Genomic DNA, 24594 nt, shown 5'->3' on the forward strand with positions numbered 1-24594 from the left:
GTATAAGAGACAGGGCACCACCGGCGCCGCCGTGGGCGGCCTCGACCGACTGCTGGCTGCCGTGCTCCCCGGCCAGCCCCTTGGCACCACCGTCGCCGCCGGACTCGCCGCCCGCACCGGCATTGCCGCCCATCGCGCCGTTGGCGCCCGCCTTGCCGCCGTCACCGCCGGCACCGTCGAGGCCGCCGGAGCCGTTCGCGCCCCAGACACCGGCCGCGCCGTTCCCGCCGTCACCGCCGGCGCCGACGGCCCCGCCGTTGCCGCCGCGGCCGCCGTTGCCGCTCAAGCCGGCTTTGCCGACCTCGTTGCCGGCATGTAGGCCACCGGCGGCGCCGCCCTTGCCACCCGTGCCTCCGTGGAAGCCGCTGCCGCCGGCCTCGCCGTCCCCGCCGGCACCGTTGTTGACCCCGGTGACCCCGTCGCTTCCGTTGGTGCCCTTGATGCCTGCGTGGCCGGCGCCGCCGACACCGCCGGTGCCGCCGTTGCCGCCGTTGCCGGCCTCGACGCCGCTGACACCGCCCGCGCCGCCGACTCCACCGGTGCCGCCGGTGGCGCCCGCATAGGTGCCGCTGATACCGCCTGCGCCGCCGTCACCGCCGCGGCCGCCGTTACCGATCTGGCCACCGGTGCCGCCGGCGCCGCCCTGGCCGCCGTTACCGGCGCTGCGCGCGTCGTCATCACCCCCGGCGCCGCCGGCGCCGCCGGTTCCACCCTTACCGCCGTTACCGCTCTCGCCGCCGTCGCCGCCCTTGCCACCGGCACCGCCGTCGCCCGCCGCGTGGTCGGCGGTGGCGTCCACACCGGCGCCGCCGGTACCGCCCTGGCCACCGTCGCCATTGGTCGTGCTGTCCTCGCCGTCGGCGCCGGTGCTGCCCAGCGCGCTGCCCGCGCCGCCGGTACCGCCCTGGCCGCCGACCCCGCCCTTGCCGCCTTCACCGCCCTTGCCGCCGTTGAGGTTGTCGGCGTCGCCGGCCGCACCGGTACCGCCCTGGCCGCCGGCCCCGCCGGCACCACCCTTGCCGCCGGCACCGCCGCTGCCGAAGATGGAGTCGCTCGCCGAACCGCCGTTGCCGCCCCGGCCGCCCTCGGCGCCGGTGCCGCCGATGCCGCCCACGCCGTTGCCGCCGTCGAGCCAGGTGCCGGTGAGCCCCGTCTCGCCGGTCAGACCGACGCCGCCGGCGCCGCCGGCACCACCGATGCCGAACAGCCAGCCCAGGCCGTCGCCGCCGTTACCGCCGTTGGCGCCCTCGCCACCGGCGCCGCCGGCACCGCCGATACCCATGAACCAGCCGCCGGCACCGCCGTCACCACCGTCCTGACCGGCGATCCCGGCGCCGCCCGCACCGCCGTTGCCGAACCACCCGGCGTCGCCGCCGTCACCGCCGCCGACCAGGCCGTCCTCGCCCACGGAGTAGCCGGCACCGCCGTCACCGAACCAGAGCCCGCCGTCGCCGCCGTCAGGGCTGTCCGCCGTGCCGTCGAGACCGTCGCCGATATAGAACTGGCCTTCCGGCGCCCAGCTGTTGACCGTGTCGATGATCCAGGCGTTGGCCGGATTGTCGATCCAAGAGTCCACAAACGTGTACATCGGTTGGTAAACCAGCACATTGAACAACGAAGTCAGGTCGAACGGGTTGGCGTCCGCGGTGCCCGGGTCCGACCACCCGGTGAACCAGGAGGAGATGTCCCAGGCGGTGCTGTCCCAACCGCTGGCCGAATCTGTGACCGCGAAAAGATCGGTGAGCCAGTCGAAGTCCCAATCGGCGTGCGCCTCAGGCGACGAGGCCAACGGCGCCACACCGAACGACAGGAACGCCGCCGCCGTGCCACCAGCCCCTACCAGCCGATTCTTCTTACGGCCGTGGTTGCGACGCTGCTCCCGACGTGACATGACTCCCCGCTCCTGCATAAAGGCGACCTGTGGAAAACCGGTCAATAGTTATGTTGCTCACCGAAGGGTATTCCAAGGAACGGGGTTCATCCACTCGAAAGCGCCGCCGCCGGAGCGGTTGCGCTACGACAACGAGGCTTGATCAGTCCGGATCCGGGGAGCTCTGGCGAACTGCCTTGAGCCGGTACATCACCAGATCCGCCGGGACGCCGCTGGTCTTGGCCGCAAGCACCTGACGGCGCGCCCGCTTGGCAACCACGCCCAGCTCGACCAGAGCAGCCGGGTCAATGCGTTTCAGCGTCGGCCCGGACACCACGATGCCGCCCTTGATGGCGCGTTCCATGACCCGGGCGGCGATATTCCCGTCCACCCCCAGCCAGTCGTCGGCCAACCGCTGGGGCCGGCCGGTATGAATGCCGACCCGCATCCGCGGGGTGTGCCCGTTGACCTCAACCTCGCACAGTGCCTCTTGGGCCGCCAACAACGCCGCCACGGCCACCAACGGGTCGCGGAACACCGCCATCATCCCGTCCCCCATCCGTTTGACGATCCGGCCACCGGCGTCCAGCACCGGCGGCTCGATCGCCCGGGACACCCGCCGCAGCAGGGCCAGGGTGGCGTCGTCGCCGGACTGCAGCGACCAGGCCGAGAAGCCGACCAGGTCGGTGAAGACCAGCGTCGCCTCCCCGTCCCCCGGCGCCCGCGAAATCCGCTTGGTCAGCGCCTGCCACACCTGCAGGGCGCCCAGGCTGACTTCCCGCGACGCCGCGGACCGGTCCCCGATCAGGCGGCCGGCCGCCCGCGCGGCCGATTCCGGCGCGCCGTCTCCGGCGGTGGACAGCGGATCACCGAACTCCGGATCACCGGGCAACACCTGGCGCACCCGGCGGACGAGGTCCACGATCCGGATGTCGTTGGTGGTGCGGTTCAGCCACGCCGCAGCCTCGTCGAGCGAGAACTGCGGGCGACTGTTGGGGCTCGGCTGGGCGGGATCACCCGCCCCTTCCCCGAGCCCATCGGCCTCCCCGCGGGCCCGCTCGAGGTCCATGCGATTCAGCGTAAGTGGCGATCGTCGACCCCGGCAACGGCGCCGGTCAGTGGCGCACGCCACCATCGGTTATTTTGTTGCGACGCGCCACATCTAATGTAGACAACGACTGTTGTCACAATTATCGTGGTTTCAGGTTCTAGACAGGAGACGTGATGACCGTTACGCCGACCGCGTCCGTCGAGCAGCCCGCACAGGCCGCCGACAGCAGCGCTCCAGCCGCTCCCAAGCCGGCCCCGGCGGTGGAGCCGTTGACCGCCGACTCCCTGACGTGGAAGTACTTCGGCGACCTGCGCACCGGCATCATGGGCGTCTGGATCGGTGCCATCGAGAACATGTACCCCGGCCTGGGCGCGGGTGTGACCGACCACTCCACCATCTTGAGCGAGCCGATGCAGCGCGTCATGCGGTCGGTCTACCCGATCATGGGCGTGGTCTATGACGGCGCACGCGCCCAGCACACCGGCTCCTCGATCCGTAACTACCACCGCGACATCAAGGGAGTCGACGAACAGGGCCGTCGCTACCACGCGCTGGACCCCGACACCTTCTACTGGGCACACGCAACGTTCTTCATGCTCATCATCAAGCTGGCCGAATACTTCGACGGCGGACTGACCCTGGCCGAAAAGCGACAGCTCTTCGACGAGCACGTGCAGTGGTACCGGATGTACGGCATGAGCATGCGCCCGGTGCCGAAGTCCTGGGAAGAGTTCTGCGAGTACTGGGACCGGGTCTGCGAGGAAGAGCTGGAACTGACTCCGGCCGCCCTCGACATCTTGAACATCAAGATTCCCAAGCCGTGGTTCGTGCCGATGCCCGACGCGGTGTGGCACCAGATGTTCAAGCCGGCGCTGGCCGCCCAACGCTGGGTGGCGGCCGGGCTTTTCGAGCCGGTGGTGCGGGAGAAGGCCGGTCTGCGCTGGTCGGAGAGCGACGAGGTGCTGCTGCGGCTGCTGGGCAAGGTCAGCCACCTGGCGTTCAGCGTGGTGCCCGACGAGATCCGGCTGCACCCGCGCGCGCTGGCCGGATACCGGCGCGAACAGGGCAAGATCCCCGGCGACACCCCCGTGGTCGAGGCGCCGTGGTTCAGCTCACCCCCGAAGGAGCGGCGCCGCAGCGGCATGCACTACGTGCCGCCGGTCAGCCGCGGCATGAAGCTTGTGGAGCGCGCCGGGGCGCTGATGCACAACACCTTCTCGCTGGCCGCCGGTGCCGGGCTGACCCCTCGGCCACCGCGCCCCCGCAAGGCCGCCTGAGCGGTCGGGGCCCTAGGCCCGGCGCTGCACCCGCGCGCTCTGGTATAGGCAGATCGCTGCTGCCGCAGCAACATTGAGACTCTCCGCACCGCCGGCCATCGGGATCTTCACCCGGTGGTCGGCGGCAGCGGCGGCCTCGGGCGGCAATCCCTGAGCCTCCGGACCGAACAGCCATGCGGTGGGTGCGGTCAGCACCGGGTCGGCGTCATCGAGGCTCAGTTCGCCGTCCAGCGCCGTCGCCAGCACCTGCAGCCCGGCCGCCGCCAGCGCCGTGAGCACGGCATCGGTGTCGGCGGCCACCGCCACCGGAACGTTGAAGATGCTGCCCGCCGAAGAACGCAGGCACTTGCCGTTGTAGGGATCGACGCTGTTACCGGTCAGCACCACCAAGTCGGCGCCGGTGGCGTCCGCGATACGAATGAGCGTGCCGGCATTGCCGGGCTCGCCGACGCCGACGGCGACCGCCACCAGTCGCGGCGAGCCGGCCAGGGATGCCTGCAGATCAGTTTCGGGGTCCTGGCATACCGCCAGTAATCCGGCAGGAGTGACGGTGTCCGACAGCGCTTTTGCCGCCCGGTCGGTGACCAGGTGGACCGGCGCCTGGGCGGTGGCCAGCAGACCCCCATGACGCTGGGCCGCCGCCTCGGTGGCGAAGACCTCCAGGGCCAGGCCGCGGGTGATCGCAGCCTCGACCAGATTGGGCCCCTCGGCCAGGAAGCGCCGTTGACGCTTCCTGGCCGCGTGCCGATGCAGCTTGACCGCCGCGACCACCCGGGCCGAACGTTCGGTCAGCATGGGCTCGGTTCGGGTCAGGCAGCCTCACCCGAAGATGCCGGCGCGTTCACATCACTGGGCAGCGCGGCCCGGGCGACCTCGACCAGCGCGGTGAACGCCGCGGCGTCGCTGACGGCGATCTCGGCGAGGTTCTTGCGGTCCACCTCCACACCAGCGGCCTTGAGGCCCTGGATCAGGCGGTTGTAGGTGATGTCGTTGGCGCGGGCGGCCGCATTGATGCGGGCGATCCACAGCTTGCGGAACTCACCCTTGCGGGCGCGACGGTCCCGGTAGGCGTAGGTCATCGAGTGCAGCTGCTGCTCTTTGGCCTTGCGGTACAGCCGCGAACGCTGGCCACGGTAACCCTTCGAAGCCTTCAGGACTGTACGACGCTTCTTCTGGGCGTTGACTGCGCGCTTCACGCGTGCCATGGGATGTTCCTACTCTCGTTGTGCGTAAGGGGAAAACGGTGCGAGAACGGCAATCAGCCGTTGAGCATCGCGTTGACGCGCTTGGTGTCGCTGGCGGCCACGTCGGTACGGCCGGCCAGGCGGCGGGTGCGGGTGCTCGGCTTGTGCTCGAGCAGGTGGCGGGCGTTGGCCTTCTGCCGGACGATCTTGCCGGTTCCGGTGCGACGGAACCGCTTCGAAGCGCCGCTGTGGGTTTTCGCCTTAGGCATGTTTCCTCAGTTCTGGTGTCGGGGGTTTTCAGTTCTCGGGCTGCTGCTCGGCCGCATCCGCCGCGGGGGCGGGTGCCGGGGGCTTCGCACCCGCGCCGGCGTCTTCTGCCGCCTTGGCGCGGGTCTTCGCGCCGCGGTGCGGTGCCAGCACCATCGTCATGTTGCGTCCGTCCTGCTTGGCGGAGGTCTCGACGAAGCCGTACTCGGCGACGTCGGCGCCCAGCCGCTGCAGCAGGCGGTAGCCGAGTTCGGGCCGGGACTGCTCGCGGCCGCGGAACATGATGGTCACCTTGACCTTGGCCCCGGCTTCGAGGAAGCGGACCACGTGGCCCTTCTTCGTCGCATAGTCGTGGTCGTCGATCTTGGGACGCAGCTTCTGTTCCTTGACGACGGTCTGCTGCTGGTTCTTGCGAGACTCGCGCTCCTTTTGAGCCGCCTCGTACTTGTACTTGCCGTAGTCCATAATTTTGCAGACCGGCGGTTTGGCGGTCGGTGCGACTTCGACAAGGTCGAGATCGGCATCCGCGGCGACGCGAAGCGCATCTTCGATGCGCACTATGCCTACCTGCTCCCCGCCCGGGCCGATCAATCGAACCTCAGGTACACGAATGCGCTCGTTGACGCGGATCTCAGTGCTGATGGGACCTCCTTGGGTAGTCTTCGGTCGCGGCCGCCGCAGTGCTCGTCCGGACGCAGCGGCGCTGACCCCACCCACCAGCAAAAAAGCCCTGCATGAAGCAGGGCCCATACCGACCGATCACGGCCTGAACAGCATCAAGCCGCCCGCGCTGTGCGCAGAGCAAGCGGTTCGCACCGCCTGCGACCGGACCACAAGACCTCTTCGGCCCGTGGTGGGAGGGAACTCCACTTGCTGTCCTGGCTCACGCCGGGACGGTCGCACAGGAGAGTCTAGCAGCAGTTCAGCACGGCTTGTGTCCACCGATGCCGCAGACCGATCGCATCTCACATCATGTTCGCGGGATCTCTGCCTATTCTCCCTGGTTATGACCTTGACTGTGCCGCCCGTGCCGCGCTCGCGCAACCGGGCGCCCTCCCGGCTGCACTGGGTGCCCACCGCGGCTGCCTGGGCGGTCGGTGTCGCCGCGGGTTTGTCGCTGCTGGCGAGCATGTCGCCGGTCATCCGGTGGGCGATCCGGGTGCCCCGCGAGTTCATCGACAAATACCTGTTCAACTTCCCCGACACCAGCCTGGCCTGGGCTTTCGTCCTGGCGCTGCTGGCGACCGCGCTCAGCGCGCACAAACGCATCGCCTGGTGGCTGCTGATCGCGAACCTGGTGTTCGCCGGCGGCTGGAATGCCAGCCGCCTGCTCACCGGAACCTCCGACCGCGTCCAGGTCATCGGCGGCGCCGCGGGCCTGGTGCTGCATATGGCCGCGATTGCGGTGCTGGTGGCGGCCCGCAACGAATTCTGGGCCAAGGTGCGCCGCGGCGCGCTGCTGAAGTCCGCCGCGACGCTGGCCGCCGGCTGGGCGGTGGCGATACTGCTGTGCTGGGGGCTCATCGAACTGTTCCCCGGGACGGTGGAGCGGCCGTTGCGGCTGCCCTACGTGGTGAATCGGGTGGTCGGTTTCGGGCTGCTCGAACCGGATCTGTTCCCCAGCAAACCCGACCTGGGGCTGCGCGCGCTGTGCGGGCTGCTCGGGGCGCTGGCCCTGGTCGCCGCGGCCATCGTGCTGTTTTTGTCCCAGCGCTCGGAGAACGCGCTGACCGGCCAGGACGAGTCGGCGATCCGCGGACTGCTCGAGCAGTACGGGCAGAACGACTCGCTGGGGTACTTCGCCACCCGCCGCGACAAGTCGGTGGTGTTCGCCCCCAACGGGCGCGCCGCCGTCACCTACCGGGTGGAGGTGGGTGTCTGCCTGGCCAGCGGCGACCCGGTGGGCGACCCCAGAACCTGGCCGCAGGCCATCAACGCCTGGCTGCGGGTCTGCCGGGACTACGGCTGGGCGCCCGGGGTGATGGGCGCCAGTTTCGCCGGCGCACAAGCGTTCCGGGACGCCGGTCTGAGTGCGCTGGAGTTGGGCGACGAGGCGATCCTGCGGCCCGCGGAGTTCAAGTTGTCCGGCCCGGACATGCGCGGGGTGCGCCAGGCCGTCACCCGCGCCCGCCGGTCGGGCCTGACGGTGCGGATACGCCGGCACGGCGACATCGGCCCCGAGGAGATGGCCCGCGTCATCGAACGCGCCGACGCCTGGCGCGACACCGAGTCCGAGCGCGGCTTCTCCATGGCGCTGGGCCGCCTCGGCGACCCCGCCGACGCCGAGTGCCTGCTGGTCGAGGCGGTCCGGGGCGCCCCCGGCCAGGACAGCGAGGTGGTGGCGATGCTGTCGCTGGTGCCGTGGGGGCACAGCGGGGCGTCCCTGGATCTGATGCGCCGCAGTCCGCAGTCCCCCAACGGCACCATCGAGCTGATGGTCAGCGAACTGGCGCTGCAGGCCGCCACCGTGGGCGTGAACCGGATCTCGTTGAACTTCGCGATGTTCCGGTCCGCGTTCGAACAGGGCGCGCAGCTGGGCGCCGGCCCGGTGCTGCGCCTGTGGCGCCGGCTGCTGATGTTCTTCTCGCGCTGGTGGCAACTGGAGACGCTGTACCGCTCGAACATGAAGTACCGGCCGCAGTGGGTGCCGCGCTACGCCTGCTACGAAGACGCCCGGCTGATCCCCCGAGTCGGCGTCGCCTCGGTGATCGCCGAAGGCTTTCTGGTGCTGCCCTTCTCGCGGCGCAACGAGCAGCACACCGGACACCACTCGGCCGTGCCGGAGCCGTTGGCCGCCGCTGGGCGGCTGCACGACGACGGGACGGCACCGGACTGCCCGGGGTTCGCCGAGCCCGGCCCGCCCCTGCCCCGGGTGCCCGAGCAGGTCCGGGTCCGGATGGCCAAGCTGAAGTCGTTGCAGGACAGCGGTGTCGACGCCTACCCGGTGGGGCAACCACCCAGCCACAGTGTGACCCAGGCGCTGGCCTGCGCCGCCGGGCAGACCGTGTCGGTGGCCGGGCGGGTGTTGCGGATGCGCGACTACGGCGGTGTGCTGTTCGCGCAGCTGCGCGACTGGTCGGGCGAGGTGCAGTTGCTGCTCGACGACGCGGTGCTCGCCGAGGCCGGCGACGCCCGCGCCGCCGACTTCAGTGCCGGAGTGGACCTGGGCGACCTCGTCGAGGCCACCGGCCGGATGGGCCAGAGCCGCAACGGGACGCCTTCGCTGCTGGTGACGCACTGGCGGCTGATCGGCAAATGCCTGCGCCCACTGCCCGACAAGTGGAAGGGCCTGACCGACCCCGAGGCGCGGCTGCGGGCCCGCTACGTCGACCTGGCCGTCAACGCCCAGGCGCGCGAGCTGATCACCGCGCGCAGCAACGTGCTGCGCTCCATTCGAGACACCTTGTTCGCCAAGGGATTCCTGGAGGTCGAGACCCCGATCCTGCAGCAGCTGCACGGCGGGGCCAACGCCCGCCCCTTCGTCACCCACATCAACGCCTACGACCTGGACCTGTATCTGCGGATCGCCCCGGAGCTCTACCTCAAGCGACTGTGCGTGGGCGGCGTGGAGCGGGTGTTCGAGCTGGGCCGGGCGTTTCGCAACGAGGGCGTGGACTACAACCACAACCCGGAGTTCACCCTGCTGGAGGCGTACGCGGCCCACGGCGACTACCTGGCCTGGATCGACGGGGCGCGTGAGCTGATCCAGAACGCCGCGGTGGCGGCCAACGGCGCGCCGGTGGTGATGCGACCGGGACCCGGCGAGAAGCTCGAACCGGTCGACATCTCCGGGATCTGGCCGGTGGTCAGCGTGCACGACGCGGTGTCGGCGGCGCTCGGCGAGCAGATCGACGCCGGCACCGAACTGGGGGCACTGCGCCGGTTATGCGATCGCGCCGGCGTGCACTACCTGCGGCAGTGGGATGCCGGCGCCGTGGTGCTCGAACTCTACGAGCACCTGGTCGAGGCCCGCACCGAGCAGCCCACCTTCTACATCGACTTCCCCACCTCGGTCTCGCCGCTGACCCGGCCGCACCGCAGCAAGCCCGGCGTTGCCGAGCGGTGGGACCTGGTGGCGTGGGGCGTGGAACTGGGCACCGCCTACAGCGAACTCACCGACCCGGTGGAGCAGCGGCGGCGGCTGCACCAGCAGTCGCTGCTGGCCGCCGGCGGCGACCCGGAGGCGATGGAACTCGACGAGGACTTCCTGGCGGCCATGGAGTACGCGATGCCGCCGACCGGCGGGCTGGGCATGGGCGTGGACCGCGTCGTCATGCTCATCACCGGGCACAGCATCCGCGATACGCTGCCGTTCCCGCTGGCCAAACCCCGCTAGCCATAACGCGGTCCATCATGGATGGGGTGATCCTGTCCAGTGGCGAACACACCTCGCTGATGCACGGCTGGGTCCCGGTCACGGTGCAGGCGGCTGCGGTGGCGATGCTGGTGCTGGCCCTCGCCCGCCAACGCCGGAGCCGGCTGTGGCGGCTGCCCGTGAGCGGCGGCGTCGGGCTGCTGGCGGCGGGTTGCGCGTACTGGTTTGTCACCGACGACGGGCTGTCCGGCCAGCCGCCACCGGCGACCCTGTGGCTGTGGATCGCGTTGGCCGGCACTGCCGCGGCGCTGCTGGTTCTGGGTTGGCGCGGTGCGGCCTGGTGGCGCCGTGGCGTGTCCCTGCTGGCGGTACCGCTGTGCCTGACGAGTGCGGCATTGACCCTCAACACGTGGGTCGGTTACTTCCCGACCGTGCAGAGCGCCTGGAGCGATCTGACGGCCGGGCCGCTGCCCGACCAGAGTGACCTGGCCACGGTGCATGCGATGGCCGGCTCGGGCGCGATGCCGGCACGGGGCCGGGTACTGCAGGTGGCGATTCCCGCCGACGCCTCACATTTCCGGCATCGCGGCGAACTGGTGTACCTGCCCCCGGCGTGGTTCGCCCCCAGCCCGCCGCCGGCGCTGCCCGCGGTGATGATGATCGGCGGCGAGTTCAACACCGCCTCGGACTGGCTGCGCTCCGGGGGTGCGATCGCCGCCGTCGACGACTTCGCCGCCGCCCACCACGGCAACGCACCGGTACTGGTGTTCGTCGACTCCGGCGGCTCCTTCAACAACGACACCGAATGCGTCAACGGCCCGCGCGGCAACGCCGCCGACCATCTGACCGAAGACGTGGTGCCGTATCTGGTCTCGCACTTCGGGGTGCAGCCGTCGCACTGGGGTGTGGTCGGCTGGTCCATGGGCGGCACCTGCGCGGTGAACCTGACCGCGATGCACCCCGACGAGTTCAGTGCCTTTGTCGACATCGCCGGTGATCTGGGCCCCAACGCGGGAACCCGCGCCCAGACCATCAGCCGGCTGTTCGGCGGCAGCGCCGCTGCCTGGGCGGCGTTCGATCCCTCGACGGTGATCGCCGACCACGGTCGCTATGACGGCGTCTCGGGGTGGTTCGCCGTCGACAGCAGCGCCACCATGTCCGATACCGGTGGTCAGCTGGCCGCCGCGAAGACGCTGTGCGCGCTGGGACGGGCCAACGGCATCGACTGCGCGGTGATCGCCGAACCGGGCCGGCATGACTGGCCGTTCGCCGGCAGGGTGTTCGGCCACGCCCTGCCCTGGCTGGCCGGCCGGCTGGGCACGCCGGGGGTGGCGCCGATTCCCCTCCCGGCCTCGACCACCGACTCCGGGCCGACGCCGGCCCGCCACGTCGAGCCGGGAGGCAGCCGGCGGTAACGTGGCCACCATGGGTGACGATCCGAACGACCCACAGCCCGACACCGGCTACGACGCCGGCGGCGTGCCGACGTTCGACTCCGTGCGCGAGAAGATCGAGCGCCGCTACGAGACCTCTGTCGGCGCCCAGGAGCTGGATGCCGAGACACCCGAGGGCCGCACCGTCGAGAAGCAGTTCGAGGACCGCCAGCGCGCGGCCGCCGAGAAGCTGGAGCAGATCCGCAGATCGATGCACGAGGGTGAGCACTGACCGGTGCGGAGCTTCACCGTCGCCGAACGGCGGAACCGTTTGGCGCGCAGACATTTTCTTGCCCCCGGTACCGCTGATGCGCCGATAGACCGGATCGCCGCAACGCTGGTCGGGTTGCACGCCACCGATCCCGCGACCCCCTACCTGTCACTGTGGGCGCGGAATCCGGAATTCACCGTGGCGGACCTGAACGACGCCCTCTACGAAAAGCTTTCCCTGGTGAAGCATCTGGCGATGCGCCGCACACTGTGGGTGCTCAGTCCCGCTGATCTGCCCGCCGTGCAGGCGGCGGCCAGCGATCGGGTGGCCGATGCCGAACGGCGCCGGCTGATCGCCGATGTGGTCAAGGCCGGCGTCGCGCCGGACGGCGCGGAGTGGCTGGCCAGGGCCACCGCCGCTGTCCTGGAGCACCTCGAGCAGCACGGCCACGCCAGCAGCGCCGAGCTGCGCGCGGCCCTGCCCGAACTGGCCGGCACCTACGATCCCGCCCCGGGAAAGTCCTACGGCGGCCAGACCCATCTCGCGCCGCGCGCGCTGACGGTGCTGGGCGCGCAGGGCCATATCGTGCGCGGGCCCAACGACGGCGGATGGACCTCGTCACGACCGCGGTGGGCGACCACGGCCAGCCGGCTCGGCGGTTCCGGCGCCCCGCTGCCCGCCGAACCCGCCCAGGCCCAGCTGATCCGAACCTGGCTGCGCGCGTTCGGCCCGGCCACCGCTGAAGACATCAAGTGGTGGTTCGGCACCACCAAGACGGTGGTCCGCCGGGCATTGGGCGAGATCGGCGCCGTCGATGTCGACCTGCACGGCACGCCCGGCTATGCGCTGGCCGATGACCTCGAACCCGAACCCGATGCCGAGCCCTGGGGCGCACTGCTGCCGGGCCTCGACGTCACCACGATGGGCTGGTATCACCGCGAGTGGTACCTGGGTGAGCACCGCGGCCAGCTCTTCGACAGGAACGGCAACGCCGGGCCCACGGTGTGGTGGAACGGCCGCATCGTCGGCGGCTGGTATCAGAATCCGGCCGCCGAGGTACAGCTGCAGCTGCTGGAGGATCCGGGCCGGGCGGCCCGCTCCGTGCTGGAGAAGCGGGCGCGCGAACTCACCACCTGGCTGGACGGCGTGCGGGTGCCCCCGCGGTTCCCCTCGCCGCTGGTGAAGGCGGCAGCAGGCGCTACTGCGGCAAAGCGCTGAACTGCTTCTTGAGCATCGCGTATCCCCAGCCCAGTACCAGCCAGGGCGCGATCAACCACGGACCGTTCAGCAGAATGAATTTGACGCCCAGATCCATGAAGCTGTCGGTATTGATCGACGGGAAGCCGGCGATGATCTCGGTGCCATAGTAATACCAGGTCAGGACGGTATGCGTGACGGCCGTCGACATCACCAGCAGGGTTCCCCGGTAGTCGGTGAACTTGGACCGAAACAGCAGGACGAGCCCGGTGACGCCCACGCAGGCGTTGATCACCGACAGCACTTCGATCATCAAGAAGTTGGGTTCGGCGTGCAGATAGCGCAGGTCGCCACCGTCGATGTAGTTCCACCAGGGATACGCCCACGCCGCATCGCGCGCCCCGGCGATGGCCTTGTGCAAAATCAGCCAGCCGAGTTCCCAGCTGAGATGCGTTGTGTAGGAGCAGATCACGAACGGCAGAACCACCGCCTGGAGGCGTTGGAATCGGGTCCACGTCCGAAGCGACGGTATCGGCAGGAATGCCGCAAAGATGCCCAGGAAGTAGGCAGCGGTCGCCTGCACGACCATCGCGTCGGCGATGAAGGGACGGTCCACGCCGCTGTGAAACGCCAAGTAGCTGTACACCGGAAACGCCAGCGCCAGCGAGCCGAACGCCACGGTCCAGATGATGCGCAGTCCGCGCGACCGCGGAAGTGTCATCGAGGTCGGCGGCGATGGTTCCCGGCTCAGCTCAGTGGTCGCCATCGGCGCACCTTCCCCAGTTCCCGATCGAGCTATGGAGTAATGATGACTCTGTTGACCAGAATCACGATTACTGTGGCACGGTAGCACCTCGTGGACACTGCGCCAACGGTCGATCGAGAGCAGGGGGCGGCCATGGAAACGAACCGATCCACGCCACCGGTCGCCGACATGGCCGACGCCCGCAGGGCCATGTACCAACGGCAGATCGTGGCCGCGGCCGAGTACGAGTTCAGTCGCGCCGGCTTCGCCGCCGCACGGGTGAGCGACATCGCCAAGACCGCTGGGGTGTCCTTGGCGACGGTCTACAAGCACTTCGGCGGCAAAGACGAGATCTGGGATGCCCTCAACGCCGCGCGCATGCAGGAGTTCGTCGCCGCCGTGCGCTTACGCACCGACGAAGTCGACTCCCCGCTGGAGGCGATCCTGGTCGGAGCGCGCGCCGAGGTTGAGTTCTTCGCAGCACACCCGCACTTTCTGCAGCTGCACATCAATGAGGGACTGAGCTGGGCATCGGCCTCGTCCGAACTGGGCCGAGGGGGGCAACGCGCAGCGTGGCGAACCGGGATGGACATGATCACCCGAGCAGCCGAGATCGCGGTGCAAGCTGGTCAGATCACCCACCTGCCGCCGCGAATCGCTGCGGCACTGGTCATCTCGGCCGTGCAGATTTGGCTCACCGACTGGGTCTGTGCGGGCAAGACGGAGCCGGTAGAGGCTGTTGCCGACGCTGTCGTGCGGCACCTGCGCGTCAGCCTGGGCGCTGCGCCGGCTTAGCGAGCACAGGCCCTAGGCGCTGGCCTTACGCCGCCGTTTGACGACCTTGGCGGGTTTGGCCGGCGGACCGAGGATTTCGGCGAGGAACTTGCCGGTGTAGCTCTCCGGCACCGCCATCACGTCCTCCGGTGTGCCGGTGGCCACCACGGTCCCTCCCCCGGCGCCGCCCTCGGGACCCATGTCGATGATCCAGTCGGCGGTCTTGATGACGTCCAGGTTGTGCTCGATGACGATCACCGTGTTGCCCTTGTCCACCAGGCCGTTGATGACACCGAGCAGCTTGGCGATGTCCTCGAAATGCAGCCCGGTGGTGGGCTCGTCGAGGATGTAGACGGTGCGGCCGGTGGAGCGCTTCTGCAGTTCCGAGGCCAGCTTGACGCGCTGCGCCTCACCGCCGGACAGCGTGGGCGCCGGCTGGCCCAGCCGCACGTACCCCAGACCGACGTCGACCAGGGTGCGCAGATAGCGGTGGATTCCGGTGATGGGCTCGAAGAACTCCGCCGCCTCTTCGATGGACATGTCCAGCACTTCGGCGATGGTCTTGCCCTTGTAGTGCACCTCCAGGGTTTCCCGGTTGTAGCGGGCGCCGTGGCAGACCTCGCAGGGCACATAGACATCCGGCAGGAAGTTCATCTCGATCTTGATGGTGCCGTCGCCGGTGCACGCCTCGCAGCGACCGCCTTTGACGTTGAAGGAGAACCGGCCGGGCTGGTAGCCGCGGACCTTGGCCTCGGTGGTGGCGGCGAACAGGGTGCGGATCTTGTCGAACACCCCGGTGTAGGTGGCCGGGTTGGAGCGCGGTGTGCGCCCGATCGGCGACTGGTCCACCCGGACCAGCTTGTCCAGGTGATCGAGACCGGTGATCCGGGTGTGGCGGCCCGGCACCAGCCGCGCGCCGTTGAGCTTGTTGGCCAGCACCGTGGCCAGAATGTCGTTGACCAGGGTCGACTTGCCTGAGCCCGACACTCCGGTGACCGCGGTGAGCACGCCGAGCGGAAACGCCACGTCGACGCCGGACAGGTTGTGCTCGCGCGCACCGACCACGCCGAGCTGCCGTTTGGGATCGACTTTGCGGCGCGCCTGCGGCACCGCAATGCTTTTCGCCCCGGACAGGTACGCCCCGGTGATGGAGTCGGCGTTGGTCAACAGGTCGCGGTAGGGCCCGCTGTGCACGATCCTGCCGCCGTGCTCTCCGGCGGCCGGACCGATGTCGACGATCCAGTCGGCGTGCGCGATGGTGTCCAGGTCGTGTTCGACGACGATCAGGGTGTTGCCCAGGTCGCGGAGCCGGACCAGGGTGTCGATCAGCCGGCGGTTGTCGCGCTGATGCAGCCCGATGGACGGCTCGTCGAGCACGTAGAGCACCCCGACCAGGCCCGAACCGATCTGGGTGGCCAACCGAATGCGTTGCGCCTCACCACCCGACAACGTTCCGGCGGCCCGGGACAGGGTCAGATACTCCAGGCCGACGTCGAGCAGGAAGCTCAGCCGGGACTGGATCTCTTTGAGGACCTGACCGGCGATGGCCTGCTCCCGCGGACCCAGCGTCAGCGCGTTGAGGAAGTCCGCGCAGTCCGCGATGGACAGATCACACACCTGCGCAATGGATTTGCTGCCGTAGTCTCCGGCGGCCAGCGTCACCGCGAGGATCTCCGGCTTGAGCCGGGTGCCGGCACATTCCGGGCAGGGCACATCCCGCATGAATCCCGCGTAGCGGTCCTTCATCTGCTCGGACTCGGTCTGCTCCATCTTGCGCTGCAGGAACGCCATCACACCTTCGAAATCGGTGTAGTAGGAGCGGGTGCGGCCGTAGCGGTTGCGGTAGCGCACGTGCACCTGCTCGTCGGACCCCTCCAAGATGGCCTTGCGGGCCTTGGCCGGCAGTTTGCGCCACGGAGTGTCGACGTCGAAGCCCATCGCCTCACCGAGGCTGGCCATCATCCGGGTGAAGTACTCACTGGTGGGCCCCATCGACCACGGCACCACCGCGCCCTCGGCCAGGGTGCGCTCCGGGTCGGGCACCACCAGGTCGGCGTCGACCTCCTTGCGGATGCCCAGGCCGGCGCATTCCGGGCAGGCGCCGTAGGGCGAGTTGAAGGAGAACGACCGGGGCTCCAGGTCGTCGACGGACAGCGGGTGTGCGTTGGGGCAGGCGAGCTTCTCGGAGAACCGCTGCTCGCGGTGGGGATGGTCGTCTTCGCGGTCGACGAACTCCAGCACCACGATCCCGTCGGCCAGGCCCAGCGCGGTCTCCACCGAATCCGTGAGCCGCTGCTTGGCCGACTCCTTGACGGTGAGCCGATCCACCACGACGTCGACGTCGTGCTTCTCCTGCTTCTTGAGCTTGGGCGGGTCGGTCAGCGAGTGAACCACCCCGTCGACCCGCACCCGGCTGTAACCCTGGGTGTTCAGCTTCTCGAAGAGGTCGGCGAACTCCCCCTTACGGGTGCGCACCACCGGGGCCAGCACCTGGAACCGCAGCCCCTCGTCCATGGCCAGCACCTGGTCGACGATCTGCTGCGGGGTCTGGCGGGCGATCCGCTCGCCACAGACCGGGCAGTGCGGGGTGCCGGCCCGCGCGTACAGCAGCCGCAGGTAGTCGTAGACCTCGGTGATGGTGCCGACCGTCGAGCGCGGGTTGCGGTTGGTGGACTTCTGGTCGATGGACACCGCCGGCGACAGACCCTCGATGAAGTCGACGTCGGGCTTGTCCATCTGGCCCAGGAACTGGCGGGCGTACGCCGACAACGACTCGACATAGCGGCGCTGGCCCTCGGCGAAGATGGTGTCGAAGGCCAGCGAGGACTTGCCCGATCCCGACAGCCCGGTGAACACGATCAGCGCGTCACGCGGCAGGTCGAGGTCCACACCCCGCAGGTTGTGTTCACGCGCGCCCTTGACGATCAGCCGGTCAGCCACGGGTCCATGCTAGGTGGCTCTACCGACACCCAGCTCAGGGCCAGTACCGTGACGGTCATGACGTCTGAGATCTCGGTCACCGACACCTACACCGGACACGTCGAACCCGGAACCGCCGCCCGCCGCACCCTGCCCGGGGCGACCATCGTCAAAGCCTCGGTGGGGCCGATGGACAACAACGTCTACTTGGTGACCTGCACCCACACCGGCAAGACGCTGCTGATCGACGCAGCCAACGACGCCGAGCAGCTGGTGGCGCTGGTGCGCGAGCAGGCCCCGGACGTGGCGCTGATCGTCACCAGCCACCAGCACTACGACCACTGGCAGGCCCTGACCGCGGTGGCCGAGGCGACCGGCGCCCCGACCGCCGCCCACGCCCTGGACGCCGACCCGCTGCCGGTGAAGCCGGACCGCATTCTGGCCGACGGTGACACCGTGACCGTCGGGGATCTGACGTTCGACGTGATCCATCTGCAGGGGCACACCGAGGGGTCGGTGGCCCTGGCGTTCGACGGCGCCGCCAGCGGCGGCGTCACCCAGCTGTTCACCGGCGACTGCCTGTTTCCGGGCGGAGTCGGAAAGACCTGGCAGCCCGGCGATTTCGAGCGCCTGCTCGGCGACGTGAGCCGCAAGGTGTTCGACCGGTACGGCGACGAGACCGTGGTCTATCCCGGGCACGGCGATGACACGACGCTGGGCGCCGAGCGTCCGCACCTGGCGGAGTGGCGGGAACGGGGCTGGTGAGCTCGGGCGGCGGTCAGCGAGGCTCGACGCAGGAGAGCCGAAGCTGGTCCGCCGTGTTGGTCCCAGCCTAGCCCGTGGTGTGGACGATCAGCACGTCGATCTTGGAGCGGCGCGACACGTTGGCCGGCACCGAACCGAGCAGCCGGCCGGCGATGGTGCTCAACCCGACGTTGCCGACCACCAGCAGGTCGGCCTTGACGTCCTCGGCCAGCTCCACCAGCGCGTCGACCGGAGCGCCGACCACGGCCCGCTCCTCCACCTCATAGGCGCCGGCGGCGATGGCCCGCTCCTTGGCCTCTTTGAGGATCGCGTAGATCGGAGCGTTGCCGGAGGCCTTGTAGCCCTCGTCCTTGAGCGCGTCGGCGGCGCGGGGGTCGTCGGCGTGCGGCAGGTAGGCGGTGGCGATGATCACCTTCGCGCCCTCGCCGGACGCCAAGTGGGCCGCGCGGTCGACGGCACGCAGCGACGAGTCCGAGCCGTCCGTACCGACCACCACGGTCTTGTAGCCGCTCATGGGTAACCCTCCCGGTGCATAGTCGCCATAGTTCGCTTAAGAAGCCATGGCGACACTAACCCGTCGATGCCCCGATTGGGGGCGATTGGCGTCACATGTCGCCTGCGCCGCGGGTCACACAGGCCGCTGACCTGCCCGGAAGAACGGCCAGACGGGCCCGTGACGTAGCTGACACGGCGCGCGAAACAGGTAGCGTGGACGGCATAACCGTCACCGCTACCGACAGCGCACGCCGTTGAGCCAGGTCCTGACCCCGGCGCCGGTGGGTACCGAACCGGGCCCGTCGCCGCAGCCGCCGCGTTCGGCGGATGCGGCCCTGATCGCTGTTGCCGCAACGGTGATCAGCGCCGCCGGCGCCAGCCGGCCGTCCATGTGGTTCGACGAGGCCGCGACCATCTCGGCGGCCACCCACCGAACGCTTCCCGAACTGTGGCGGCTGCTGACCCATATCGACGCGGTACACGGCCTGTACTACCTGTTCATGCACGGCTGGTTCGCGGTCTTCCCCGCAACCGAATTCTGGGCCCGGCTGCCCAGCAGCCTGGCGGTGGGTGCCGGCGCCGCCGGCGCAGTGGTGCTGACGCGCCGGTTCGCGGGCCGGCCGGTATCGCTGTGCGCCGGTGCGCTTTACGCGATACTGCCCCGGCTGACGTGGGCCGGGGTCGAGGCGCGTCCGTATGCGTTCTCGGCGATGGCCGCGGTCTGGCTCACCGTGCTGTGGGTGCGGGCGATCCGGCGCAACAGCGCGCAGCTGTGGGTGGGTTACGGGCTGGCCCTGGTGGGGGCGACGCTGCTCAACACGTTCACCGTGCTCATGGCGGCGGTGCACGCGGCGACGCTGGCGGCGCTGGGGGCCGACGTTGCGGCCAAGCGCCGCTGGGCGATGGCGACCGGCGGCGCGCTGGCCGCGGCGGCGCCCTTCCTGTGGTTCAGCCAGGGGCAGATCCGGCAGGTCGCCTGGATCAGCCCGCTGAGCCCGCACACCGTGGCCGAGATCGTCGGGCAGCAATACTTCGACAAGAGTGTGCCGTTCGCCATCGCGGCATGGCTGCTGCTGGCCGCCGCCGTGGTGGCCGTTGCCACCGGTGCGCGCCGAAAGCTCGCCGAGGACACCCGTCGGCTGGCGGTGCTGTGCGGGGCCTGGATGGTGATACCGACCGCGGCGGCGGTGGTCTATTCGGCGGCGGTGAAACCCATTTACTACCCGCGATATCTGATCAGCACAGCGCCGGCGATGGCGATCGCGCTGGCCATCGCCGTCACCACGATCGCCACCTCACGCCGCACGGTCATCACGCTCGTCACCCTGCTCGCTGTCACCGCGGCCCCCAATTACGTTGTCAATCAACGTGAGCGCTACACCAAAGAAGGCTGGGACTACAGTGCGGTGGCCGACGTGATCGTCGAGCATGCCCAGCCCGGGGATTGTCTGCTGATCGACAACACCACCCGATGGTTGCCCGGGCCGATCCGGGCGTTGCCGGCGGGCCGTCCCGAGTCGTTCGCGAAGCTGACCGACCCCGGCCTGGGACCGCACCGCCAGACGTTGGGCCGCCTGTGGGACGGACACCTGGGCGTGGGGGCCTTGCACGACGAACTCGACCGGTGCCCGGTCATCTGGACGATCACCGACCACGATCGCGCCCTGCCGGCCCATCAGGCGGCGGTGGTGCTACCGGCAGGCCGCCGGTTCGCCCGCACCCCCGACGGGCAGATGCTGCATTCGCTGGGATTTCGGGTCGTCGAACGCTGGCAGTTCACCTACTCCCAGGTGATCAAGTCCAGCCGGTGAGCCTCACGCGACGCCCCGGCTGGCCCGCACAGCGGCCACGCACCCCAGCACGGCGAGCACGGCGAAGATCGCGAACAGCCAGCGCGCCGCGGGCTGGCCGGTACTCATCGCGGTGTTGACCACCAGGCCGGCGAATCCGGCCCCGAACGCCCCGCCGATCAACTGGACGGTGTTGATGGCCGCGGCGGCGGTCCCGCCCTCGGCCGGATCGTCGACGCAGCTCATCGCCCACGCCGACAGATGCGGCCAGCCGGCCCCCACCCCGATCCCGACCACCAGCAGTGCCAGCGCCCAGATCGCAGCGACGGCGGTCGGGTCGTAGTGGTTCATCCGGGCGAACGCGACCACCGTCAGGCCCGCCGCCATCACCAGCGGCGCGCTGATCACCAAGCCGATCACCACCCGCGCCCGGCTCACCGATGCGCTGGCGATCTCACTGAACGTCCACCCGGTCGACAGGGCCGCCCCCAGGAAGCCGGCCATCACCGGGGGCAGATGAGCCAGCCGCTGGCCCAGCAGCGGGATGTACAGGTTGGCCTTGGTGGTGGCCATCAGCAGGCCGAGGGTCAGGTAGATCCACTTCTCCCGGCCGGGATGGAACGCGCTGGGCGGCAGCACCGCCGCCGGGGAGCGCCGGTCCACCACCAGGAACACCATCAGCAGAACGGCGCCGACCAGCAACAGCCCCGCCGCCGCCCGCAGGCTGTGCGGCAGCTGCGCGACACTGACCGCCAGCGCCGCCCCGCCCAGCAACACCAATGACCGGATCGGGATCTTCGCGGGCTCGCCGCGGTGGCCGCTGCCGCCGGCGGTCAGCACCGTGCCGACGCCCACCGCCATCGCCACGGTCAGCATCGCCATCACCCCGAACGCCCAGCGCCACACCCCGAACTGGGCGAACAAGCCGCCGGCCGCCGGGCCGACCAGGGTGCCCACCCCCCACATGGCCGACACCAGACCGGAGGCCCGGGTCCACAGCCAGCTGGGCAGCACGGCGTTGATCAGCGCGTAGCCGAGGCCGGCCAGTAAGCCGCCGCCCATGCCCTGCAGGGTGCGGCCGATCAACAGGATTTCCATGTGGGGCGCCAGTGCGCACACCACGGTGCCCAGGCCGAAGGCGAGCAGGCCCAGCAGGTACGACGTGCGGGAGCCCAGCCGGACCAGCACCGTGTTGGCCGCGGCCGCGGCGATCACCGAGCCGACCAGATACAGGGTGGTCACCCAGGCGTAGAACCGCTCGCCGCCGATGTCCTTGAAAGTGCTGGGCAGCAGGCTGATGGTCAGGAACTCGTTGGTGGCGTACAGCGCGACGCCGCCGGCCAGCACCGCCGACGTTCCCCGATAGCGCCGACCGAGCAACTCCCGCCAGCTGCCAGTGCTGACCGCGGAGTCGCGCGTCACCGCTTCAGTCAGTTCCCCCACCACCGCTTGCAGTCAATCACGGATCGCCGGGCCACGCTCGAGGCGGCGGGCCGGCGTCGCCGTCACTTGATGCCGGCCGCGTCCATGCCGCGCAACTCCTTCTTGAGGTCGGCGATCTCGTCGCGAATCCGGGCGGCCAGCTCGAACTGCAGGTCACGCGCCGCGTTCATCATCTGCTCGGTGAGGTCCTTGACCAGGTCCGCCAGCTCGGCCCGCGGCATGTTGGCGGTGTCGCGGCCCTCGATGATCCCGGCGCTGACCGCCCGGCCGGGCTCGACCTGAGCGCGCCGCCCCCGCGAGGCGTTGCGGCCCGAGCCGGCGACCTCGACGGCCTCGGTGTCTTCGACCTCCCGGTACACCTGGTCGAGGATGTCGGCGATCTTCTTGCGCAACGGCTGCGGGTCGATGCCGTGCTCTTCGTTGTAGGCGACCTGCTTGGCCCGACGGCGCTCGGTTTCGTCGATGGCCTCCCGCATCGAGTCGGTGATCTTGTCGGCATACATGTGCACCTCGCCGGAGACGTTGCGGGCGGCACGGCCGATGGTCTGGATCAGGCTGCGGGTGGAGCGCAGGAAACCCTCCTTGTCGGCGTCGAGGATCGCCACCAGCGACACCTCGGGCAGGTCCAGGCCCTCGCGCAGCAGGTTGATGCCGACCAGCACGTCGTAGTCGCCGAGCCGCAGTTGGCGCAGCAACTCCACCCGGCGCAGGGTGTCGACCTCGGAGTGCAGGTAGCGCACCCGGATCCCCATCTCGAGCAGGTAGTCGGTGAGGTCCTCGGCCATCTTCTTGGTCAGGGTGGTCACCAGCACCCGCTCGTCGGCCTCGGTGCGCTGCCGGATCTCGGCGATCAAATCGTCGATCTGGCCCTTGGTGGGCTTCACCACGACTTTGGGGTCCACCAGGCCGGTCGGGCGGATCACCTGCTCCACGAACTCGCCGGCGCTCTGGCCCAGCTCGTAGGGTCCCGGGGTGGCCGACATGTAGACGGTCTGCCCGATCCGGTCGGCGAACTCCTCCCAGGTCAGGGGCCGGTTGTCGCAGGCCGAGGGCAACCGGAAACCGAACTCCACCAGGTTGCGCTTCCGCGACATGTCGCCCTCGTACATCCCGCCGATCTGCGGCACGGTGACGTGCGACTCGTCGATGATGAGCAGGAAATCTTCCGGGAAGTAGTCCAGCAGGGTGGCCGGCGGCGTGCCGGCTCCGCGCCCGTCGATATGGCGCGAGTAGTTCTCGATGCCCGAACAGAAGCCGACCTGCCGCATCATCTCGATGTCGTAGCTGGTGCGCATGCGCAACCGCTGGGCTTCCAGCAGCTTGCCCTGACCCTCCAGCTCCTCGAGCCGGACGGCCAGCTCATGCTCGATGGTCGAGATGGCCTGCGACATCCGCTCCGGGCCGGCGACGTAGTGGGTGGCCGGGAAGATGCGCAGTGAGTCGACTTTGCGGACCACGTCGCCGGTGAGCGGGTGCAGGTAGTACAGCGCCTCGATCTCGTCGCCGAAATACTCGATGCGAACGGCCAGCTCCTCATAGGAGGGGATGATCTCGACGGTGTCGCCGCGTACCCGGAAGGAACCGCGGGTGAACGCCATATCGTTGCGGGTGTACTGCACGTCGACCAGCAGCCGCAGCAGACCGTCACGCGGTACCTCCGCGCCGACCTGCAGTTCCACCGAGCGATCCAGGTAGGACTGCGGGGTGCCCAGGCCGTAGATGCACGACACCGAGGCCACCACCACGACGTCGCGCCGGGACAGCAGGCTCGACGTCGCCGAGTGACGCAGCCGCTCCACGTCGTCGTTGATCGAGCTGTCCTTCTCGATGTAGGTGTCGGTCTGCGCGATATAGGCTTCCGGCTGGTAGTAGTCGTAGTAGGAGACGAAGTATTCGACCGCGTTGTGCGGCAACATCTCTCGCAGCTCATTGGCCAACTGCGCGGCCAGCGTCTTGTTCGGGGCCATCACCAGGGTGGGCCGCTGCAGACGCTCGATCAGCCAGGCCGCGGTGGCCGACTTGCCGGTACCGGTGGCGCCCAGCAGCACCACGTCTTTCTCCCCGGAGGTGATCCGGCGTTCCAGTTCGGCGATGGCGGCCGGCTGGTCACCGGCGGGCTGATATTCGCTGACGACCTCGAACCGGCCACCGTCGCGGACGATACCTTCGACGGCGTCGGCGGCGGGCCGGTACTCCGAATGCGCGACGATGGGGTGTTCGGTTGCGAATGCCACGCAGACCAGAGTAGGCCGCGCCTCCGACAGCGCCAGCCGGCGCGAACGGCCCAGGAAGGAGGGCGTCGCGGTGCATCCGCCCAAGGAAGAGACCTTCGACGTGTCCGGCTACACCAACACCGACCCGAAAGGGGTGGTGCGCGCCGTCGACGTGTACACCGTGCACCCGTGGGGCCTGTACATGGCGCGCCCCACCCCCGGCCGGGCCCAGTTCCACTACCTGGAGTCCTGGCTGCTTCCCGGCCTGGGCCTGCGGGCCAGCGTCTTCCACTTCAATGCCGGGCACGAGCACGAGCAGGACTTCTACCTCGACATCGGCGAATACACCGCCGGTCCCGCGATCTGGCACTCCCGGGATCACTATCTGGACCTGGTGGTCCGCACCGGGGCCGGGGTCGAGCTCACCGACACCGACGAGCTGATGGCCGCCGTGGGCGAGGGCCTGTTGAGCCGGCACGACGCCGAGCGCGCGGTGCTGCGGGCGGTGGCCGCGGTGGACGGCCTGGCCCGCAACGGCTACGACCTGCAGCGCTGGCTGGGCGGCCTGGGCATGCCGGTGACCTGGCGCGGAAGTTCCGAGGCCGGCAGCGCGACAGACCGATGAGGTCCGGGGTTGCGGCCAGA

General features: G+C 69.6%; 20 protein-coding genes. 9 read left to right on the plus strand and 11 right to left on the minus strand.

All coding sequences use genetic code 11. The annotated features are described in order from the left end of the window. Together LI92_RS23720 and LI92_RS08775 are read right to left on the minus strand one after the other, a co-directional pair. Positions 1–1891, minus strand: a 1891-nt coding sequence (locus tag LI92_RS23720) for a PGRS repeat-containing protein (protein WP_192830009.1), incomplete at its 3' end; no start/stop codon positions are given. A gap of 142 nt (positions 1892–2033) precedes the next feature. Then, on the minus strand, positions 2034–2939 hold the full coding sequence (locus LI92_RS08775; protein ID WP_046318154.1) for an adenylate/guanylate cyclase domain-containing protein: 906 nt from the start codon (positions 2937–2939) through the stop codon (positions 2034–2036). A gap of 155 nt (positions 2940–3094) precedes the next feature. Here LI92_RS08775 and LI92_RS08780 point away from each other — a divergent pair, with 155 nt between their 5' ends. Then, positions 3095–4198 carry an oxygenase MpaB family protein gene (locus LI92_RS08780; protein WP_046318156.1) on the plus strand — a complete coding sequence of 368 codons (1104 nt, stop codon included), beginning with the start codon at positions 3095–3097 and terminating at the stop codon, positions 4196–4198. A gap of 12 nt (positions 4199–4210) precedes the next feature. Here the strand turns inward: LI92_RS08780 and LI92_RS08785 are convergent, their stop codons facing one another. The 4 genes from LI92_RS08785 to infC are packed head-to-tail and all read right to left on the minus strand — an operon-like array spanning position 4211 to position 6291. Further along, positions 4211–4993, minus strand: coding sequence for a TrmH family RNA methyltransferase (locus LI92_RS08785; protein ID WP_046318158.1), 783 nt, complete (start codon positions 4991–4993; stop codon positions 4211–4213). Between the two features lie 14 nt (positions 4994–5007). Next, positions 5008–5403 carry a 50S ribosomal protein L20 gene (rplT, locus tag LI92_RS08790; RefSeq protein ID WP_046318160.1) on the minus strand — a complete coding sequence of 132 codons (396 nt, stop codon included), beginning with the start codon at positions 5401–5403 and terminating at the stop codon, positions 5008–5010. A gap of 53 nt (positions 5404–5456) precedes the next feature. Beyond that, positions 5457–5651 carry a 50S ribosomal protein L35 gene (rpmI, locus tag LI92_RS08795; protein WP_046285567.1) on the minus strand — a complete coding sequence of 65 codons (195 nt, stop codon included), beginning with the start codon at positions 5649–5651 and terminating at the stop codon, positions 5457–5459. A 28-nt stretch (positions 5652–5679) separates the two neighbouring features. Continuing rightward, a complete protein-coding gene (gene infC, locus LI92_RS08800; RefSeq protein WP_192830013.1) occupies positions 5680–6291 on the minus strand; it encodes a translation initiation factor IF-3 in 612 nt (203 codons plus the stop codon). A gap of 364 nt (positions 6292–6655) precedes the next feature. Between infC and lysX the strand changes: the two genes are divergently transcribed. Genes lysX through LI92_RS08820 form a run of 4 tightly spaced genes read left to right on the plus strand, consistent with a single transcriptional unit; the run spans position 6656 to position 12826 of the window. Beyond that, complete coding sequence (gene lysX / locus LI92_RS08805; protein ID WP_046318164.1) at positions 6656–9985, plus strand: bifunctional lysylphosphatidylglycerol synthetase/lysine--tRNA ligase LysX; 3330 nt, start codon at positions 6656–6658, stop codon at positions 9983–9985. Between the two features lie 17 nt (positions 9986–10002). Further along, on the plus strand, positions 10003–11379 hold the full coding sequence (locus LI92_RS08810) for an alpha/beta hydrolase (RefSeq protein WP_192830010.1): 1377 nt from the start codon (positions 10003–10005) through the stop codon (positions 11377–11379). 10 nt (positions 11380–11389) lie between these two features. Beyond that, positions 11390–11629, plus strand: a complete 240-nt coding sequence (locus LI92_RS08815; RefSeq protein ID WP_046318199.1) for a hypothetical protein — start codon at positions 11390–11392, stop codon at positions 11627–11629. Positions 11630–11632: 3 nt separating this feature from the next. Next, on the plus strand, positions 11633–12826 hold the full coding sequence (locus LI92_RS08820) for a winged helix DNA-binding domain-containing protein (protein WP_046318167.1): 1194 nt from the start codon (positions 11633–11635) through the stop codon (positions 12824–12826). Here LI92_RS08820 and LI92_RS08825 read toward each other — a convergent pair. Then, positions 12807–13571, minus strand: a complete 765-nt coding sequence (locus tag LI92_RS08825) for a hypothetical protein (protein ID WP_046318169.1) — start codon at positions 13569–13571, stop codon at positions 12807–12809. The two genes, LI92_RS08820 and LI92_RS08825, sit on opposite strands and share 20 nt — an antisense overlap. 132 nt (positions 13572–13703) lie before the next feature. Between LI92_RS08825 and LI92_RS08830 the strand changes: the two genes are divergently transcribed. Then, complete coding sequence (locus LI92_RS08830; protein WP_286134964.1) at positions 13704–14345, plus strand: TetR/AcrR family transcriptional regulator; 642 nt, start codon at positions 13704–13706, stop codon at positions 14343–14345. A 12-nt stretch (positions 14346–14357) separates the two neighbouring features. Here LI92_RS08830 and uvrA read toward each other — a convergent pair whose 3' ends face one another. Next, entirely contained in the window at positions 14358–17264 is a 2907-nt protein-coding gene (gene uvrA / locus LI92_RS08835) for an excinuclease ABC subunit UvrA (protein WP_046318171.1), read from the minus strand. A gap of 57 nt (positions 17265–17321) precedes the next feature. Here uvrA and LI92_RS08840 point away from each other — a divergent pair, with 57 nt between their 5' ends. Next, entirely contained in the window at positions 17322–18008 is a 687-nt protein-coding gene (locus LI92_RS08840) for an MBL fold metallo-hydrolase (RefSeq protein WP_046318174.1), read from the plus strand. A gap of 67 nt (positions 18009–18075) precedes the next feature. Here the strand turns inward: LI92_RS08840 and LI92_RS08845 are convergent, their stop codons facing one another. Then, entirely contained in the window at positions 18076–18522 is a 447-nt protein-coding gene (locus tag LI92_RS08845) for a universal stress protein (RefSeq protein ID WP_046318176.1), read from the minus strand. A 235-nt stretch (positions 18523–18757) separates the two neighbouring features. Between LI92_RS08845 and LI92_RS08850 the strand changes: the two genes are divergently transcribed. Next, complete coding sequence (locus tag LI92_RS08850; RefSeq protein ID WP_192830011.1) at positions 18758–20314, plus strand: glycosyltransferase family 39 protein; 1557 nt, start codon at positions 18758–18760, stop codon at positions 20312–20314. Positions 20315–20317: 3 nt separating this feature from the next. On the opposite strand, the gene LI92_RS08855 is transcribed toward LI92_RS08850, so the two are convergent. Both LI92_RS08855 and uvrB read right to left on the minus strand, forming a co-directional pair. After that, positions 20318–21715: an MFS transporter gene (locus LI92_RS08855; protein WP_082109630.1), complete on the minus strand. Its 1398-nt coding sequence runs from the start codon at positions 21713–21715 to the stop codon at positions 20318–20320. Between the two features lie 83 nt (positions 21716–21798). Continuing rightward, positions 21799–23970, minus strand: coding sequence for an excinuclease ABC subunit UvrB (gene uvrB / locus LI92_RS08860; RefSeq protein WP_046318178.1), 2172 nt, complete (start codon positions 23968–23970; stop codon positions 21799–21801). Positions 23971–24040: 70 nt separating this feature from the next. On the opposite strand from uvrB, the gene LI92_RS08865 reads away from it, so the two are divergent. Further along, positions 24041–24574 (plus strand): ribonuclease FAU-1 family protein, encoded by a 534-nt coding sequence (locus LI92_RS08865; protein WP_046318180.1) that lies wholly within the window; start codon positions 24041–24043, stop codon positions 24572–24574. Positions 24575–24594 lie beyond the last annotated feature (20 nt).

Source organism: Mycobacterium sp. UM_Kg1 (assembly GCF_000972925.1).
Lineage (GTDB): Bacteria > Actinomycetota > Actinomycetes > Mycobacteriales > Mycobacteriaceae > Mycobacterium > Mycobacterium hiberniae.

What these genes read in the sequence shown, in the direction of transcription:
- LI92_RS08775 (WP_046318154.1), bottom strand. Translation starts at nt 2,939, where the DNA reads ATGGACCTCGAGCGGGCCCGCGGGGAGGCCGATGGGCTCGGGGAAGGG.
- LI92_RS08780 (WP_046318156.1), top strand. Translation starts at nt 3,095, where the DNA reads ATGACCGTTACGCCGACCGCGTCCGTCGAGCAGCCCGCACAGGCCGCC.
- LI92_RS08785 (WP_046318158.1), bottom strand. Translation starts at nt 4,993, where the DNA reads ATGCTGACCGAACGTTCGGCCCGGGTGGTCGCGGCGGTCAAGCTGCAT.
- rplT (WP_046318160.1), bottom strand. Translation starts at nt 5,403, where the DNA reads ATGGCACGCGTGAAGCGCGCAGTCAACGCCCAGAAGAAGCGTCGTACA.
- rpmI (WP_046285567.1), bottom strand. Translation starts at nt 5,651, where the DNA reads ATGCCTAAGGCGAAAACCCACAGCGGCGCTTCGAAGCGGTTCCGTCGC.
- lysX (WP_046318164.1), top strand. Translation starts at nt 6,656, where the DNA reads ATGACCTTGACTGTGCCGCCCGTGCCGCGCTCGCGCAACCGGGCGCCC.
- LI92_RS08810 (WP_192830010.1), top strand. Translation starts at nt 10,003, where the DNA reads ATGGATGGGGTGATCCTGTCCAGTGGCGAACACACCTCGCTGATGCAC.
- LI92_RS08815 (WP_046318199.1), top strand. Translation starts at nt 11,390, where the DNA reads ATGGGTGACGATCCGAACGACCCACAGCCCGACACCGGCTACGACGCC.
- LI92_RS08825 (WP_046318169.1), bottom strand. Translation starts at nt 13,571, where the DNA reads ATGGCGACCACTGAGCTGAGCCGGGAACCATCGCCGCCGACCTCGATG.
- LI92_RS08830 (WP_286134964.1), top strand. Translation starts at nt 13,704, where the DNA reads ATGGAAACGAACCGATCCACGCCACCGGTCGCCGACATGGCCGACGCC.
- LI92_RS08840 (WP_046318174.1), top strand. Translation starts at nt 17,322, where the DNA reads ATGACGTCTGAGATCTCGGTCACCGACACCTACACCGGACACGTCGAA.
- LI92_RS08845 (WP_046318176.1), bottom strand. Translation starts at nt 18,522, where the DNA reads ATGAGCGGCTACAAGACCGTGGTGGTCGGTACGGACGGCTCGGACTCG.